General features: G+C 64.7%; 14 protein-coding genes. 12 read left to right on the forward strand and 2 right to left on the reverse strand.

The window, feature by feature from the left end; translation table 11 throughout:
* The first annotated feature begins 3 nt into the window (after positions 1–3).
* The gene (locus ACRQDJ_RS05755; protein ID WP_026428978.1) at positions 4–975 is read left to right on the forward strand and encodes an L-lactate dehydrogenase; all 972 of its coding nucleotides are present in this window, start codon (positions 4–6) and stop codon (positions 973–975) included.
* Positions 976–1,032: 57 nt separating this feature from the next.
* Entirely contained in the window at positions 1,033–1,695 is a 663-nt protein-coding gene (locus tag ACRQDJ_RS05760; protein WP_284904580.1) for a DNA-3-methyladenine glycosylase, read from the forward strand.
* Here the strand turns inward: ACRQDJ_RS05760 and pulA are convergent.
* Positions 1,679–4,441 carry a pullulanase-type alpha-1,6-glucosidase gene (gene pulA / locus ACRQDJ_RS05765; RefSeq protein ID WP_284904582.1) on the reverse strand — a complete coding sequence of 921 codons (2,763 nt, stop codon included), beginning with the start codon at positions 4,439–4,441 and terminating at the stop codon, positions 1,679–1,681. The two genes, ACRQDJ_RS05760 and pulA, sit on opposite strands and share 17 nt — an antisense overlap.
* A 162-nt stretch (positions 4,442–4,603) precedes the next feature.
* Between pulA and ACRQDJ_RS05770 the strand changes: the two genes are divergently transcribed.
* On the forward strand, positions 4,604–5,083 hold the full coding sequence (locus tag ACRQDJ_RS05770; protein ID WP_435706442.1) for a (deoxy)nucleoside triphosphate pyrophosphohydrolase: 480 nt from the start codon (positions 4,604–4,606) through the stop codon (positions 5,081–5,083).
* A 119-nt stretch (positions 5,084–5,202) separates the two neighbouring features.
* Positions 5,203–6,000, forward strand: coding sequence for a hypothetical protein (locus ACRQDJ_RS05775; protein ID WP_284904586.1), 798 nt, complete (start codon positions 5,203–5,205; stop codon positions 5,998–6,000).
* A 68-nt stretch (positions 6,001–6,068) separates the two neighbouring features.
* Here ACRQDJ_RS05775 and ACRQDJ_RS05780 read toward each other — a convergent pair whose 3' ends face one another.
* Positions 6,069–7,181 carry a histidinol-phosphate transaminase gene (locus ACRQDJ_RS05780; RefSeq protein WP_435717876.1) on the reverse strand — a complete coding sequence of 371 codons (1,113 nt, stop codon included), beginning with the start codon at positions 7,179–7,181 and terminating at the stop codon, positions 6,069–6,071.
* A gap of 139 nt (positions 7,182–7,320) precedes the next feature.
* Here ACRQDJ_RS05780 and ACRQDJ_RS05785 point away from each other — a divergent pair, with 139 nt between their 5' ends.
* The 8 genes from ACRQDJ_RS05785 (at position 7,321) to ACRQDJ_RS05820 (ending at position 16,164) form a co-directional block, all read left to right on the forward strand.
* Entirely contained in the window at positions 7,321–8,163 is an 843-nt protein-coding gene (locus ACRQDJ_RS05785; RefSeq protein ID WP_284904590.1) for a fructosamine kinase family protein, read from the forward strand.
* Between the two features lie 105 nt (positions 8,164–8,268).
* Entirely contained in the window at positions 8,269–9,723 is a 1,455-nt protein-coding gene (gene purB / locus ACRQDJ_RS05790; protein ID WP_284904592.1) for an adenylosuccinate lyase, read from the forward strand.
* 104 nt (positions 9,724–9,827) lie between these two features.
* Complete coding sequence (locus tag ACRQDJ_RS05795) at positions 9,828–10,511, forward strand: DedA family protein (protein WP_016441929.1); 684 nt, start codon at positions 9,828–9,830, stop codon at positions 10,509–10,511.
* A gap of 186 nt (positions 10,512–10,697) precedes the next feature.
* Complete coding sequence (locus tag ACRQDJ_RS05800) at positions 10,698–12,137, forward strand: HsdM family class I SAM-dependent methyltransferase (protein ID WP_284904594.1); 1,440 nt, start codon at positions 10,698–10,700, stop codon at positions 12,135–12,137.
* Positions 12,134–13,081, forward strand: coding sequence for a BsuBI/PstI family type II restriction endonuclease (locus ACRQDJ_RS05805; protein ID WP_284904596.1), 948 nt, complete (start codon positions 12,134–12,136; stop codon positions 13,079–13,081). Before ACRQDJ_RS05800 ends, ACRQDJ_RS05805 begins: the two co-directional genes overlap by 4 nt.
* Positions 13,074–13,262 (forward strand): hypothetical protein, encoded by a 189-nt coding sequence (locus ACRQDJ_RS05810; protein WP_284904598.1) that lies wholly within the window; start codon positions 13,074–13,076, stop codon positions 13,260–13,262. Before ACRQDJ_RS05805 ends, ACRQDJ_RS05810 begins: the two co-directional genes overlap by 8 nt.
* 94 nt (positions 13,263–13,356) lie before the next feature.
* Positions 13,357–13,602 carry a heavy-metal-associated domain-containing protein gene (locus tag ACRQDJ_RS05815; RefSeq protein ID WP_274735787.1) on the forward strand — a complete coding sequence of 82 codons (246 nt, stop codon included), beginning with the start codon at positions 13,357–13,359 and terminating at the stop codon, positions 13,600–13,602.
* 111 nt (positions 13,603–13,713) lie between these two features.
* On the forward strand, positions 13,714–16,164 hold the full coding sequence (locus tag ACRQDJ_RS05820) for a heavy metal translocating P-type ATPase (RefSeq protein WP_284904600.1): 2,451 nt from the start codon (positions 13,714–13,716) through the stop codon (positions 16,162–16,164).
* Positions 16,165–16,223 lie beyond the last annotated feature (59 nt).

The following is a 16,223-nucleotide window of genomic DNA, read 5'->3' on the forward strand; positions in this document are numbered from 1 at the left end:
AATATGATTGACCAGCGCACTGAAGGCTCAAAGGTTTCTATTATTGGCGCCGGGGCGGTGGGAACTTCCCTCGCCTACGCCATGCTCATTAAAGGCGTGGCCCGGCATGTTGTTCTCCAAGATATCAACGCACAAAAAGTGCATGCCGAAGCTCTCGATCTTATGCACGGTGGCCAGTTCATGCCGACCGCCAAAATTGAGGGCACCGATAACGTGGAGGCCACCGCGGATTCCGATGTTATCGTCATTACCGCCGGGGCACGCCAGCGGCCGGGCCAGTCCCGCTTGGACCTTGCGGGCGCGAGTGTGGCAATGATGCGCTCCATTGTTCCCCCACTTGTTGAGCTCTCCCCCAACGCGATTTTCGTCGTCGTCGCCAATCCTGTGGACGTAGTCACCCAAGCCGTCCTCAAAATCTCCGGGCTGCCGCCCGCGCGCGTTTTCGGGACCGGTACCGTGCTGGATTCCTCGCGGCTGCGCCAGCTCATTTCGCAGAAGTTCCACGTGGCGACCTCGAATGTGCACGCCTACATGTGCGGCGAACACGGGGATTCCGAGACTCCCATGTGGTCGATGGCTTCGATTTCCACGGTGCCGATCCGCGAATGGGAGCTGCGTTCCGGCCCGGTCACCGATGAACTCCTCGACGGTATCGCCGACCGCGTCATCAACGCCGCCTACGAAGTGATCGAAGGGAAAGGCTCCACGAATTACGCCATCGGGCTGGCGGCCTCCCGGATTATCCAGGCGGTGCTGCGCGACGAACACGTGGTGCTTTCCGTTTCCCGGCTTATGACCGGCTGGAACGGGATTTCCGGGGTGTGCATGTCCGTGCCCACCATCGTGGGGGCGCGCGGCGCGATCCGGCAGATCGATATGAAGCCCTCGGATGCGGAACTGGAATCTCTACGGGCCAGCGCCGCGCAGATTCGCGAAGCGCTTTCCAACCTCGAGGGTATGGGCGACGACGCCTAGGAGGCACGCGGTACTCACCCGAGCATCGGACTCGGTGGGCGTAACAGCGGGAGGGGTATGACGGGCGCGAATACGGCGGGCACCGAGGCGGTGAGCATCGCTGCGGCAAGCGTCGCGGACCTGAGCCGGCCGGCCGATGAGCTCGCCCCGCTGCTACTGGGCGCGATGATAGGCGACGGCACCGTGGCGGTGCGCCTGACCGAGGTGGAAGCCTACCTCGGGGCGAGCGATCCGGCCTCGCATGCTTTCGCCGGGCCCACCCCGCGCGCCCGGGTCATGTTCGGGCCACCCGCCCACCTCTATGTCTATCTCAGCTACGGCATCCATCGCATCGGCAATATCGTCTGCGGGGCGGATGGCCAGGCCAGCGCGGTACTTTTGCGCGCCGGCGAGGTCGTGGCCGGGCTGGAGGAAGCCCTGATGCGCCGGACTCGGCCAGGCGCCGCTCCGCCCGCGCGCCAGGCCCTGGCGCGCGGGCCGGGCAACTTGGGCCAGGTGCTAGCTTTGGATACCTCCATGAGCGGGCTGCCGCTGACGGTGCGGGATACGGATGGCGGGGTGCTCGCTCCCGCCGGATTGGCGGGGCGGGCGCTGTGGCTGGAGTTGCCGCCGGCGCCGCTGCCCTACCGGGCGGGTCCCCGCATCGGGATTTCCCGAAATAAAGAGGCACCGTTGCGCTTCTGGCTGCCCGGGGATCCCACCGTCAGCGGGCGGCGCTGAGCAGGAAGACCGCGACGGAGCGCGCTGGCACAGTAACGGTGCCGCTGATAAGCGTGGCGGCGCGAACTGCGTCGTCGTACCCATAACGCTGAATGGGCGAAAGCTCATAGGTTTCCGTGACGCCCTCAATTTTTTCCGTGATGGGGCGCGGGGAGGCGTTGAAGGCGATGATGATGCCGTCGAGCTGCGGATCGATATCCGGGCCGGCGGTGTCGTCGATGCGCATGATGATGAGGCCGGGGGTGGCGCCTGGCCCACCGTTGGGGAAACTCACTTTCGCGCGGATGAGATCCGCGCTTCCCAGGGTGATGAGCGGGCTGGAATGGCGCAGGCGCAGCAGGTCGCGGGCGATGGCTTCCGTGCGGGCAATCTGTTCCGGGCTGGGGCGCAGTTCGGGGCGCGCCAGCAGCGGCCGGATGACCGGCCAGGATGCTTCGTTGCGGCTGGCGGGCGGGAGGCCCACCCCGAAATTATTGCTCTGCCCGGAGAAATCCAGGCGGTTGAAATGGTCCCCGGAATTGTAGGAATCCCGGTCCAGGGACTTCGAGCGGAGCAGCTCGGTGCCCGCGTGCCAGAAAGCCGGCGCCTGGCCGAGCGCCACCGTGGCCAGGGAGAGCAGCGCCATTCGGATGCGGTCATCGGTGCTCAGGGAGAGCGGCAGTTTGTAGGCGCCACTATCCCACAGGGTTTCGTTATCGTGCGCGTCCACGTAGTTGACGGCTTCCTGGGGTTGGGAGGCGAAACCGGCGGGCCGCCCGCCGTAATCCAGCTCAGCGCCGCTTTTCCACTCCCCGGTGTGGGTGCGGAAGCGAAAATCGCGCAGGGCCCCGGCCAGGGAGAGTTTGACCAGGTCGGTGGCGTGCCCGAGGCGTGCGCGATTCTCCTGCGGAGAACACGGGCTGTGGCCATTCGGGTCGGTGAACAGACCGGTGCCGTAGCCCTGGTGGTGGCGTTTATCGGAATCGAAAGGCCCGCCGCCGTGGACGGCATCGCGCAGGCGATCATTGAAGGCCCCGATCCCGGTGCCGTTCAGCTCCAGCTGGGTGGCCTGGCGGAACCGCGTGTTATCGGCCACCTCCCCGAAATTCCAGCCCTCCCCGTAGAGGTAGATACGCGCGCCGTCGATACCGTCGCGCTCCACCGTGAGGGCATCGAGAGCTGCCCGCACCGCCTCCATATTTGCCCGCGTATGGTGGCCCATGAGGTCGAAACGGAAACCGTCCACGCGATAGTGCTTGGCCCACAGCACCACCGCATCGACCATGAGTTTTTCCGCCATGAGATTTTCGGTCGCCACATTCGGGCAGCACGTCGACGTTGCGACGGCACCGCGCGCGTCCAGCCGGTAATAATAACCGGGCACCACTTTATCGAGGACAGAGGCCGGCGCCCCGCCCGCTGCGGCCGTGTGGTTGTAGACCTGATCTAGTACGACGCCGAGGCCAGCCGCATGCAGCCCTCCCACCATGGCACGGAACTCTTCGATGCGCGCCCCGCCATTGGGCTCCACCGCGTAGCTACCTTCCGGTGCCAGGTAGTGGAACGGATCGTAGCCCCAGTTATAGGCATCGGAATCCGCCACCGCGCTCACGGCCTGCTGCTGGGCCGGGGAATCCGGGGCGGCCGGCGGGATCTGCGGGATCTTCTGGTTCTCGGGGCGTTCGGGAATGGTGGCAATATCAAAGGTGGGGAGGAGGTGCACGGTGGTCATCCCGGCTTCCGCCAGGGCGCGCAGGTGGCGCATCCCGGCCGAGTCCGGCAGCGTGAACGCACCGTATTTTCCGCGCAGGTGCTCGGGAACGGTGGGATCCGACATTGAAAAATCACGCACATGCAGCTCGTAAATGGTGTGGGCGGCCGGGTTGGTGAGGGTGCGCTGCGGGGCGGTGCGCCAGATTTCTGGCTGGTAGGCCGGGTCGTTCAGATCCACGAAGACGGCGCGCTCGGAATCCACCGTGAGGGCCACCGCGTAGGGGTCGGTCACCCGGTAAGTCACCACGGTGCCCGCCCGGGGTTCCACAACCTCGACCTCGAAAAGATAGCTGGCGTTCTTCCAGGCCGGGGTGCCATGCACGTGCCAGATACCCAGCTCATCGCGGGTCATGGCGTGCGTGGTGGTGCGCGAGGCGGCGGTGCGGGTGGCGTCGCGCGCGGCGGCGGTGCACGCAGCGGCGCCAGTGACGGGGCCAGCGGGCCCCGCACCAGCGCCGTCGCCCGCACCCGTCACCACAATACGAACCTGGCGGGCGGTGGGCGCCCACAGCGCCACCGCGGGCGTATCCCCATTCCACGTAACCCCGAGGCGCGCCTGGCGGGCACCCGCATAAAGATCATCAATCATCCCGGCGATCTGCACCCCGGTCAGGGCGCTCAGTTCACCGGCACCAGTGTGGCGCGCCACCAGGAGCTGCCCGCGCAGGGCCTCGCGCAGCTGGTGGGACGGCACGCCGCTCAGGCGCAGCGCGGCATAGCCGGCCAGATGAGCGCGCGTGGGAATGGCCGCGGCCGGGATACCTCCCGGGTCCGCCGTGAGGGCGCAAAGCCGCTTGACGCCGAGCTGTTCTGCGCGCCTATCGCCACGCGCACTGCCCCCGAGCACCCCAGCCCCATCCGGGCAGGCCCACAGCTCAAAGCTGTCGCCCTCCGCGATCTGCTCCGCGGGCCAGGCAATCAACGAGCGGTTAACCGATTGCGCGAGGAACTCCCCCGAGCCGAAAAGCGCCTCAGAACTCCAGTGGTGGGTCATGGTGATCTCCTGTGATCGGCAAAATGGGAGCGGTGCGGATACGCGCGGGGACGGTGCGTGAACGGCGCCCGTAGGGAGGGGCAATGCGCGGCCAGTTTATCCGGTGGCAGAACTCACTCACAAGGTGAACGCATATCCGCACCGCCCACCCCAGGAATTAATATGGGCGGCGAGGAGGTATCCGATATGACATCCGAATCCGAATCTGCGCCCCGCCTGGTGGTGGGCGCGGCCCTCGTCGCCGACCTCACCAATCCCAGCGGCGTGCTGGCCACCCAGCGTTCCTACCCTGAATGGGCGGACGGCCTGTGGGAATTCCCCGGCGGCAAAGTGGAACCCGGGGAAACCCCGCGCGAGGCCCTGCACCGGGAGATTTCCGAGGAGCTAGGCTGCGGTATTGATATCGGCCGGCAACTGGCCAACCCCGATAGCCCGGACGGCTCCTGGGACCTGAGTTCCGGGGAGCATAACGCCGGGTTGCGGATGATGGTGTGGCTGGCGCGGCCCTTCGGGGAGATCACCCTGGGCCCGGCGCACCGCGATGCCCGCGTCCTCACCGCCGCGGAGCTCGATAGCGTGAAGTGGCTGCCCGGCGATATTCAGATTCTGCCCGTGCTGCGCGCCGCCCTGAGTGGGCGCTAGCCGAAGGCCACGGCGGGGCCACGTAGGGCAGGCTTCCTAGCTGCGCCGTCGTACCTAAGATGACGCACGGCGCGCGGTGCCGTAACCTAGGAGGACAATCCCCAGCACAAGGAGTACGCATGAAACACGGCGCGCACGGCCCGGCGCGATGGCCGCTGTATTTCTTGCTTTTCGCCGCTGCCGTTCTCGCGGGCGTGCTCGCCCTGGTGGGGGTTTCGTATTTTTCTGGCGACGACGCCGCCGCACCGGCGCCCACCGCCGCCGGTTCCGAACCCGGGCGCAGCGCCTCCGCTGATCTCACCCAGCTGCGCGAACAGGTCCACGACTTGCGCTCGGGCTCCTGCCCGAATCCGGAGAGCGCGGCGGCAACCCTGGCTGATTACGCCACCGCGGCGGCCGCGGGCGGCACCTATAGCGCGGAGGCCCCGCTGCTCACCGAGGCCCTGCGGACCCTCTCCTCCAGCTGCGGGGCCGAATACACCCTGAGCTTGAGCACGGCGCTCGGCGATATTGCCGCCCCGGCGGATTTCCAATCGTTCGCGGCCTCGCGCCAGTGGTGGAAACTGGTGCGGCCCGCCCCGCCGGAGGCCACCCGGCTGGAATCTTTCACCACCCCGATGAATAACGTGCGCTGCTCCCTCGACGAAAAAGCCGCCAATTGCACGATTTTCACCTACGACTATGTGTCGCCGCCCGGCTGCGAAGGCGAACCGGCCAATTACACCGTGGGCCTGACGGGCACCACCACCGCCGGGTGTTCCACCCAGGTGAGCACCGCCAAAGAAGTGCCCTACGGCAGCGTGGTGGCCGCGCACGGTTTCGCCTGCACCGCCGACCAATACGCCGGGATTTCCTGCTGGTCAGAGCTGACCGGCCACGGGTTTACGGTGCGGCGAGCCGCCGAAGAAGTGTTCTAGCTGGCGCGGCGCTTGTTGGTACGCGGCACGTGTGGGGCGGCCGCACCGTTGGTCTAGTTGGCGCGGCGTTAGCTGCTGCGTTCGCCGAGCGCGCGCACGGCCGCGAGCACCCGCGTGCTGCCTTCCGGCTCGGCCACGCTGATGCGCACGCCCTCGCCGAGCACCCGCACCAGCACCCCGGCATCCATGCAAGCATCTTCGAAACGCGCGGCGCTCACCCCGTGCCGGTCCAGTTCCGCCGCCGAAACCCACAGGAAATTCGCGTGCGAGGTGGGCGTGTGCCAGCCGGCCGCCGCGAGCTGGGTGGCCAGCTCATCGCGGGCGCCGGCGAGCTGCGCGGCGCGTTCCAGCACGGTATCCGCTTCGGTGAGCGCCGCCTGGCCGGCCACCTGAGCGAGGCGATTGATGCCGAAAGGCGTGGTGATACGGCGCAGCGGCTCGGCCAGCGCGGGGCTGGTGAGCAGGTAGCCCAGCCGCAGCCCGGCCAGCGCAAAAGCCTTGGAAAACGTGCGCGCCACCGCCACATTCGGGTACTGGCGCGCGAGTTCCTTCCCATTTTGTACGACGGCGCGGCTCGCCTGGCTCTCACCTACCGCGGGAGCGAAGTGAATATAGGCCTCGTCGAGAAGCACCGGGATGCGGGCGGGAACCTTGGCCAGGAAGCTAGCCAGCTCGGCGTGCGGGATGGTGGTGCCGGTGGGATTATTGGGCGAACACAGGAGGATGGCGCGAGTATTTTCCGTGATGGCGGCGGCCATCGCTTCCAGGTCATGGGTGCCATCCGCGCGCAGCGGCACGCCTACGAAGCGCCCGCCCGCGGCGATGGTGGCGATGGGGTAGGCCTCGAAGGAGCGCCACGGGCTGACTACGTCGCCACCCGGGGTGACCACGGCTTGCAAGAATTTTTCGATGAGGGCGGTGGAGCCGTTGCCCACCACAATGCCGGCCGGATCCCAATTCTCGTAGGCCGCGAGCGCGGCGGTGAGCTGCGCGCAGGACATATCGGGATAGCGGTTGAGTTCCCCGCCCTGAGCGACCGCGGCCGCGAGCGCGGCGGCCACCGCCGGGGTGGGCGGGAAGGGAACTTCGTTGCTGGAGAGTTTGACGCTATCGGCGTTGCGGGGGCGTTTCCCGGCAACGTAACTGGGCAGATCGGCTAATTCGGGGCGGAACCATTGCATTCTTCTATTGTGCACCATCACCGCGAGCCACCCCGGGGCCGTTCCGCGCCGCCGCACCGTCGCGCCGTCCCATCCCGTCCGCCCGCGCCGTTATCCGGAACGGTGCGCCGCCCGGCGCGGGGCGCCGTAGGATGCGGGTATGGAGACCTTTGTGAAAACCGGCGACCCGGCTGAGATCTGGGGTGAGGCGCTCTCGCTGGCGGAGCTGGCCGAGGCGACGCCGCATGGCGGGGCGCCCGTTGTGCCCCTCCTGTCCACCGCCGCGGATCACGACCGCGGTGTTATTCGTGAAGAACGCTTACGCTCCGTGCGCCCCACCGCGGTGGCCGCGCGGGAATTCGGGGCGCGCCTGGCCCACACTCACGCCTGGGATCCCACCGGGCATCGGATTTTCGGGCAGGCTCCCGGTGGCGCGGCTGCTCCCTCCAACGCGGCTCCGTCCACGGCTGACCGCTCCCGCCGGATCCGGCTGGGCTCCTGGGATTTGCCGGTGGTTCCCGCCGATTTCCCCGCCCGCAGCTTCGGAGAGTTTTACGCCGAGGATCGCATCGAGCCCTACCTGGGCCCCGCCCGCGACAACTGTGCGTTGGATGCGAGCGGCACCCACGCCCTGGAGCATTTATGCGAGCGCCTGCGCGACGGCGATTTCGATTCACCTCAGCCGGCCCTGGTGCACAGCCCGGCCGCCCTGCTCCACGGTGATTTATGGAGTGGCAATGTGATGTGGACGGAGCTCGGCGGGATGCTCATCGACCCGGTTTCCCACGGCGGGCACGCGGAAACCGACCTGGCCACCCTCACGGTCTTCCGCGCGCCGTTCGCGGAGGAAATCTACGCCGGCTATAACGAGGTCTCCCCGCTGGCTTCCGGGTGGCAGCACCGCATCGGCCTGCACAGCCTCCACATCCTCATCCTTCACGCCGCGCTGTTCGGCGGTTCCTACGGCGCCGAAACGCTAAGCGCCGCCCGGCCCTATCTCTAGTTCTGCCAGCCGGACGTGCATTCCCAGCCACCAACGGGCACCGGACGCAGCGGTATACGCCCGCACGGTTCTGCCAGCCGGGCGCGGATCTGCCAGAATAGAGCCATGAGTGAGCAGCGCGCGCCAGAACCAGCTTCCGAATCCACCGCCGTCCCGAATATTTCCGGGCCGCTATCCCCCTTAGATGGCCGCTACGCCAGCGCCACCGCCCCGCTCCAGCCTTACCTGTGCGAGGCCGCGCTCAACCGCTACCGGATTCACGTGGAAGTCGAATGGTTGATTTTCCTGTGCGAACGCGCGGTGATTGCCGGGGTGGGGGCGTTGCCCGGCAGCGCCGTCGTATATTTGCGGTCACTTCCTGAAAAGTTCGACGACGCCGCGGCACGCGAGCTGGCCACCATTGAGGCGGAAACACGGCACGATGTCAAGGCTGTCGAATACTTCATCAAGAAGCGCATGGACGCTGGCGGGCTGGGCCACCTGCGCGAAATGGTGCATATTTTCTGCACCTCGGAGGATATTAATAGCCTGGCCTGGGCGCTGGGCGTGCGCGATGCGGTGCGCCGCTGCTGGTTGCCGCGCGCCTGGGGCCTGGTTTCTGATTTGAGCGAGCTGGCCCGCACCCACGCGGAGCTTCCCATGCTTGCCCATACGCACGGGCAGCCGGCCTCGCCCACCACCGTTGGCAAAGAGCTTGCCGTTTTCGCGCACCGCCTGCACCGTTCCCTGCGCCGGGTGGAAGTCGCCGAATATTATGGGAAATTCTCCGGGGCCACCGGGACTTTCTCCGCGCACGCCACCGCTATTCCGGAGGTGAACTGGCCGGAACTGGCCCGCGATTTTGTGGAATCCTTAGGGCTGAGCTGGAATCCGCTCACCACCCAGATTGAGTCCTATGATGCGCTCGCCGATCTTTTCGACGATATTGCGCACGTCAATCGCATCGCCCATAATCTCGCCACCGATATGTGGACCTATATTTCTCTGGATTATTTCCATCAGAACCTGGCGGCGCAAGGCTCGACCGGCTCCTCGACGATGCCGCATAAGGTCAATCCCATTCGTTTCGAAAATGCGGAAGCGAATCTGGAGATCAGCTCCGGGCTTTTCGGGGTACTCAGCCAGACGCTGGTGACCTCCCGGATGCAGCGCGATCTCACCGATTCCTCCACGAAACGCAATATCGGGGTGGCGCTCGGGCATTCCTACCTGGCCCTCGATAATTTACGGCGCGGGCTGGCCGGGGTGGATCCCAATCCCGCCAAACTCGCCGCGGATCTGGACGCGAATTGGGAAGTGCTGGGCGAACCGATCCAGCAGGCCATGCGGGCTGCGGCCCTGGGTGGTGCCGAACACCTGGAAGATCCTTATGAGCGGCTCAAGGCACTGACCCGCGGGCGGAAAGTCACCGCAGCAGATATGCGGGAATTTATTGCGGGCTTGGGTTTGCCGGGGGACGTGGAGAAACGTCTTCTTGCTCTCACCCCGGCCGGGTACACCGGCCTGGCTGCCCGCCTCGTGGATTTCCTGGAGGACACGCCCGGGACCGCAGCCAGCTAAGCCTGCTAAGGTAACCGGCAGGCCGCGCGGCAGCGCGGCGGCGTCGTCGTAAAAAATACGGCATATGTGCCGCACTTCGCGGCGTTCGCAACCAGAGGAGAAGCGTGAACGTAGCAGCATGGACGAGCGTCCTGGCGACCGCACCGGCGCCGGGCGGTGACCCGGGCGCGATGGGCGGGATCACCGGCTGGGTGGTCAGTGTGATGGACGCTATCGGCGGGTTCGGGGCGGCGCTTCTTATTGCGCTGGAAAATATTTTCCCGCCGCTGCCCTCCGAGGTGATTTTGCCGCTGGCCGGTTTCACGGCCTCCTCGCCCACCTCGAATATGACGCTGATCGGCGCGATTCTGTGGTGTACCGCCGGGTCGCTGGCGGGGGCGTGGCTGCTGTATGGGCTGGGCGCCTGGCTCGGGCGGGAACGCACCCGCAAAATTCTGCTGTGGTTCCCGCTCACCAAACAATCCGACGTGGATAAAACCGAGGCGTGGTTCGATAAGCACGGCAGTTGGACCGTGTTCTTCGGGCGCATGGTGCCGATTTTCCGTTCCCTTATTTCGCTTCCCGCCGGCGTGACAAATATGGGGATGCTGAAATTTACCGCGCTGACGGCGGTGGGCTCGGCGATTTGGAATACGATTCTGATTTACGCCGGTTATCTGCTGGGCGCGAATTGGACCATCGTGGAAGATTACGTGGGGATTTTCGCGAAGATCGTGGCGGTGGTGTGCCTGGTGATCGCGGTGGGGTGGATTATTCATCGAGTGGTTGTGAACCGGCGCGGGCGTTAGAAAGTAGAACCCTCAAGCAATTTCGGCTCAAGGTAGCGTAGAAGTCCGGCTAAAAGTAGGATAGAAAGCCGGCTAATGGTAGCGTAGGGCATCTGCTAACGGTAGGACAGCACTGCAGCAAGTGCCACTCCGGGGTATGCGAATCTGAGCGTATTTTGTGTCGGGGCCCTACGTTAGGATTGCCCCATGGAGATGATGGAGCGGGCTGAACACAGGCGTGACGCCGCTCTAGCCTGCCTGGATTCCACCGAACAAGCAGCGCGTGGGCAGTTCTTCACCCCACCGGCCGTTGCTGACATCATGGCACGGATGGTGCGGATGTCGCATCTGCCGGAATCTGGCGTGATCCGCATCCTTGATCCCGGTGCAGGAACCGGAATGCTCAGCGTTGCGGTGGCTAGTTATCTGCGCGCGGCCCGCCCGAATCTCACGCTTGAGATCACCGCGGTTGAGAACGATCCGGCCCTTCTCCCCGCGTTGAGGGAAGCCCTGGCGGACTGCGCACACTTGGGTGCCACGGTCACGCTTGTCCCGGAAAATTACTTCGAATGGGCTCCGCGGGCGCGGCAATATTTCGATCTCATTATTCAGAATCCTCCGTATCACAAACTCCGCGTGGGAAGCCCGGATGATGTAGCGCTGCGCGCGCATGGAATCCAGGTTCCTAACGTGTATGCGGCCTTCATGGCACTGGGGATTCGTCAATTGGGGCCACGGGGCCAGATGGTAGTTATTTCGCCGCGCTCGTGGATGAATGGCACCTACTATTCGCGCTTCCGCAAGGATCTCATCAGCCGGGTTTCCCTTGACGCGATTCACACCTTTGAGTCCCGGTCCCTGATTTTTGGGGATATGGATGTCCTGCAAGAGTCGATCATTATGTGTGTGAGCGCAGGAATCCAAGGGGATCGGATCCTCATCCGTTCTTCCATGGATGCTTACGCTCCGGTTCGTGAACGTACCGTAGCAACAGCGGAGGTCATCCGGTCCAACGCTATTTTTGTGCCGGCCTCGCAAAGCGATAGCGATGCGGTTTCCTGGATGGAAAGTTTCCCTTATACCCTGGCTGATCTTGGGCTCAATGTTTCAACTGGCAAGGTGGTTGGTTTTCGCTGCAAAGAAATAGTGCATCCCAATCCCGACCTTCACTCTCAACGCTTGATCTACCCGACGAATATCGTCGATCACCGGGTTGTTCATCCGCGAGCCACACTGTCAAAGCCGCAGTGGATTAACCCGGTAGATAGTGCCGGGCTAAAACTGCTATGCCCGGCCGGCAGCTATGTGCTGGTAAAAAGATTCTCCTCCAAAGAAGAAGCGCGCAGGATTGTATCGGCCGTTTGGACCAGCGCAGAACCCTCAGCTTTCGACAATAAGCTCAATTACATCCACGAATCCGGTGGCGGCCTCGATCCGGTGCTGGCCCGCGGGATCGCACTCTGGCTCAACTCCCCCCAGGTTGATGCCTATTTCCGTGTTTTCAGTGGCCATACTCAAGTGAATGCCACCGATCTGCGCCTCCTGAAATTCCCGGACCGCGACGCGCTGGTCAGCCTTGCTCGGCAGAACGGCAATCCAGCGCTGAACGTACAGCACTTATGTGACGGGAGAATAAAAGCAGCATGAGTACTTTAGAAGAAGCGCGCGCCATCCTGAGAGCGCTGGAATTCGACGACAAACGCACAAACGCCATGTCCGGGCGTACGCTCATGGCATTAGCCGGTGTAGATGCACACACCCCCTGGGTAAAGGCAACCACCGAGAGGATGGGCGTGCGAGCCATCATGGACTGGATGCGCGAAAAACTTGACTATCCGATTGCTGAAAACTCACGTGAAACAGTACGTAGGTTTGTTCTGCACCAGTTCATTGAGGCGGGATTTTGTCTTTATAACGACGACGACCCATCGCGCCCAACAAATTCATCCCTGAATAACTACCGCCTCAACCCCGAAGTGATACTCGCGATACGCCAATTCGGAACTCCTGATTTTGATGCTGCTGTTGCTGAGTACCTCGCTGATATGCCCGGGCTTGCTACGCGATATGCCCAAGCCAGAGAGATCACCAGGATTCCCGTGACTCTCCCGAACGGGAAAGGCATAAGCCTCAAAGGTGGTGGGCAAAATACTCTCCTGAAGGCCATGATCGAGGATTTCTGCGGCTTCTTCATTCCTGGCGGCGAAGTGCTGTACGTAGGAGATGCCGATTCGAAACTTCTGCTCTTCGACGAAGATCGGCTGCGAGTGCTCGGGGTTCAGCTCGATACACACGGAAAACTTCCCGATCTGATCGTCTACGACCCGGGTAAAAATTGGCTGTTCCTCATGGAAGCTGCTTCCACACACGGCCCAGTTGACCACACGCGTAAAAACGAATTGTCACGACTTTTCGCCTCCTGTACAGCAGATCTCGTCTACGTATCCTGTTTTCCGGATTTAGTCACTATGCGCAGGTTCCTGACCGATCTTGCATGGGAAACAGAAGCGTGGGTCGCTACCGATCCAACGCATATGATTCATTTCAATGGCAAGCGATTCCTCGGACCATACAATGAAACACATGGATAAAAAGCCACTCGAGCAGAAAGATTCGCCACTGCTGCGGCTGTGGAAAAACGGGGAAGTACAGGAAGCAACAATTCCGTGGCCGGACCTTGTTGAACTTGCGTCTACGCCCGCCGAGCCGACGCCCGATGGGCCAACGGCCAGCGAGATTCTGCAACAGATGCGCGAAGAAGAACGCTACTAGGTTCCCTGAGCCACAAGCCATGCGGGAATAGCACCGCCAGGATTCGTGTTAAACCGGGTGCACCCCACCTCGGGGCTGAAGAAGGAGGCGCACCATGGCAACAGAAGAATTTGATCGCACTATCGAGCTGAAAGTCACCGGGATGACCTGCGAAAACTGCGTCAAGCACGTGAGCGCGGAACTCGATGCTCTCCCGGATGTCAACAGCGTGCTCGTCACCCTGAACCCGGAAGGTACCTCCTCGGTGCTCGTGTACACCCCGCACGATTTTTCCGACGAGGACCTCAAAGCCGCGGTAGCCGAAGCCGGCGACTACACCGTGACCGAGATCATCCGCTAAACACCACCCACTCGCACAAATAATGTAGGCACCCGCTGCCTTAACAAACACACTGCCGCGCGCCACCACCCGCGGCGGCTCACTCAGTGCGCCCACGTAAGGAGATTTTTCGTGTCCGAGCCCTCCCAGGCCGCAGCTGCGCCGTCGTACCCCATCGCACGCAACACCACAAGCAGCGCGAGCGAAAAACTTGACGCCGCCCCCGTTGCCGAAGTGAACCTCGCAATTTCCGGGATGACCTGCGCTTCCTGCGTGGCGCGCGTGGAAAAGAAACTCAATAAACTGCCCGGAGTGCGCGCCTCCGTCAACCTCGCCACCGACGAAGCCCGCCTCGAGCTCAGCGAAACCGGGGCGCAGCTGGACACCGCAGATTTCCTCGCCCAGGTGAGCGCGGCCGGCTACGAAGCCCGGCTCATTTCCCGCACGGGCACTATCAATCCGCACGACGACGCGCACCCGGCTACCACCAACCCGAACACGCACGCCGATGCCGCCCGCGCAGCAACCGCTACGCGTGAAGCAGCTGACGCCCAAGCAAGCGCCCGCATCGCCTCGCTGCGGCGCCGTTTCTGGATCTCGCTGACCCTCTCCATCCCCGTGGTGGCACTCTCCATGATCCCGGCCCTGCAATTCCCGTACTGGCAGTGGGTCATCGGTGCGCTCACCCTCCCGATCGCGCTCTGGTGCGGTTGGCCCTTCCACCGTTCGGCCGCCGCCGCGCTGCGCCACGGCTCCACCACCATGGACACGCTCATCTCGCTGGGCACCCTGGCCTCGCTGGGCTGGTCGATCTGGGCACTACTGTGGGGCGGAGCCGGCGGCGCGGACTACCGCATGTCCATGACCGGCATCCACGCGCTCGCCACCGGCGCCGCGCACGGCTCCCACGTGTATTTCGAAACCGCGGCCATGATCGTCACCTTCCTCCTGCTGGGGCGCTGGCTAGAGACCCGCTCGCGCCGCAGCGCCGGCGATGCGCTGCGGTCCCTCCTCGCTTTAGGGGCCGACGACGCACGCCGGGTACGCACCGCCTCCGGAGCGGATGTTGATGAAATTATTCCTGCCAGCGACCTGGCCGTCGGCGACGAATTCCTCGTGGCCCCCGGCACGAAAATTGCGACCGACGGAGTGGTGGTCTCCGGGACTACCGCGGTGGACGCCAGCCTCCTCACCGGCGAATCCACCCCCATTGACGTGGGCCCGGGCGATGAGGTGACCGGAGCAACCCTCACCACCGCCGGCGCGATCCGGGTGCGGGCCACCCGGGTGGGCCGCGATACCACCCTGGCGCAGATGGGCCGCCTCCTCACCCGCGCCCAATCCGGGAAAGCACCGGTGCAGGCCCTGGCGGACCGGGTCTCCGCGGTATTTGTGCCCGCCGTTATCCTCATTGCGCTCGCGACATTCGGGGTGCGCCTGGCGCTCGGCAACCCCCTGGATCTGGCCATCATGACCGCCATTACGGTGCTGGTGGTGGCCTGCCCCTGTGCTCTAGGCTTGGCCACACCCACCGCGCTCATGGTGGGTTCCGGGCGGGCCAGCCAGCGCGGCATCCTTATCCACGGCCCGGAAACCCTGGAAAGCGCACATAGCGTAGACACCATCATCTTGGATAAAACCGGCACTCTCACCACCGGAACCATGGCCGTGGACCGGGTGACCCTCCCGCCGGCGGGGGCTGATGGCGCGGCTGGCGGCGTCGTCGCTACAAAAGAAGCGCTCGCCCTGGCCGCGAGCGTGGATAACTATTCCGAGCATCCCCTCGCCCGCGCCATCGTGGCCCGGGCGCGTGAGGAGGGGCTGCAGCTCGCCCCCGCCACCGATTTTGAGAATCTGGCCGGGCAGGGCGTGCGCGCCACCATCGGCGGGCAGCGCTACTATGCGGCATCCCCGCGGGCGCTGCGGGAGGCCGGAGTGGATCTCTCCGAGTGGGAGAGCGTGCTGGAAGAAGCCGCGAGCGGCGGGGCGTCCCTGGTGATGTTGGCGCGCGAGGGCGAGGTAAGCGAAGCGCTCGCCCTCGTGACGGTGCGCGACCAGCTGCGCCCCACCTCCGCCGCGGCCGTCGCCGAGCTCAAAGACCTGGGCCTCACCCCGATTCTGGCCTCCGGGGATAACGCGGCCACCACGCGGGCGGTGGCCCGGGCCGCCGGCATTGACATCGTGCACGCCGAGGTCCTCCCCGCGGACAAGGTCCTGGTGGTGGAAGCGGCGCGCGCAGCCGGTGCGCGGGTTGCGATGGTCGGTGACGGGGTGAACGACGCCGCAGCTCTGGCCGCCGCGGACCTCTCCATCGCGATGGGTTCGGGCACCGATGTGGCCAAGGCCGCCTCAGATATCACCATCGTCAATTCCGATCTGCGCAATGTGGGCGCGGCGCTGCGCATCTCCGCCGCCACCTTGCGGGTCATCCGCCAGAATCTGGCCTGGGCTTTCGGCTACAACCTCATCGCTATTCCGGCGGCGGTGGCCGGGATTATCCTGCCGGGTTTGGCCGCGGCGGCCATGGCTTCCTCCTCGGTTATCGTGGTGCTCAATTCGCTGCGGCTGCGCCGGGCCGAGTAGTTCCGCGCCGAATCGCTGGGCGCACGCCGCCGCACGCGCACCACGGCCGGCGCTGCGCC

Source organism: Actinotignum urematis (assembly GCF_051264595.1).
Lineage (GTDB): Bacteria > Actinomycetota > Actinomycetes > Actinomycetales > Actinomycetaceae > Actinotignum > Actinotignum timonense_A.

Bases quoted from the DNA above. Each gene is read 5' to 3' on its own strand.
- ACRQDJ_RS05815 (WP_274735787.1), top strand. From the start codon at position 13,357: ATGGCAACAGAAGAATTTGATCGCACTATCGAGCTGAAAGTCACCGGG.
- ACRQDJ_RS05760 (WP_284904580.1), top strand. From the start codon at position 1,033: ATGACGGGCGCGAATACGGCGGGCACCGAGGCGGTGAGCATCGCTGCG.
- pulA (WP_284904582.1), bottom strand. From the start codon at position 4,441: ATGACCCACCACTGGAGTTCTGAGGCGCTTTTCGGCTCGGGGGAGTTC.
- purB (WP_284904592.1), top strand. From the start codon at position 8,269: ATGAGTGAGCAGCGCGCGCCAGAACCAGCTTCCGAATCCACCGCCGTC.
- ACRQDJ_RS05785 (WP_284904590.1), top strand. From the start codon at position 7,321: ATGGAGACCTTTGTGAAAACCGGCGACCCGGCTGAGATCTGGGGTGAG.
- ACRQDJ_RS05800 (WP_284904594.1), top strand. From the start codon at position 10,698: ATGGAGATGATGGAGCGGGCTGAACACAGGCGTGACGCCGCTCTAGCC.
- ACRQDJ_RS05810 (WP_284904598.1), top strand. From the start codon at position 13,074: ATGGATAAAAAGCCACTCGAGCAGAAAGATTCGCCACTGCTGCGGCTG.
- ACRQDJ_RS05770 (WP_435706442.1), top strand. From the start codon at position 4,604: ATGGGCGGCGAGGAGGTATCCGATATGACATCCGAATCCGAATCTGCG.
- ACRQDJ_RS05780 (WP_435717876.1), bottom strand. From the start codon at position 7,181: ATGCAATGGTTCCGCCCCGAATTAGCCGATCTGCCCAGTTACGTTGCC.
- ACRQDJ_RS05805 (WP_284904596.1), top strand. From the start codon at position 12,134: ATGAGTACTTTAGAAGAAGCGCGCGCCATCCTGAGAGCGCTGGAATTC.
- ACRQDJ_RS05775 (WP_284904586.1), top strand. From the start codon at position 5,203: ATGAAACACGGCGCGCACGGCCCGGCGCGATGGCCGCTGTATTTCTTG.
- ACRQDJ_RS05755 (WP_026428978.1), top strand. From the start codon at position 4: ATGATTGACCAGCGCACTGAAGGCTCAAAGGTTTCTATTATTGGCGCC.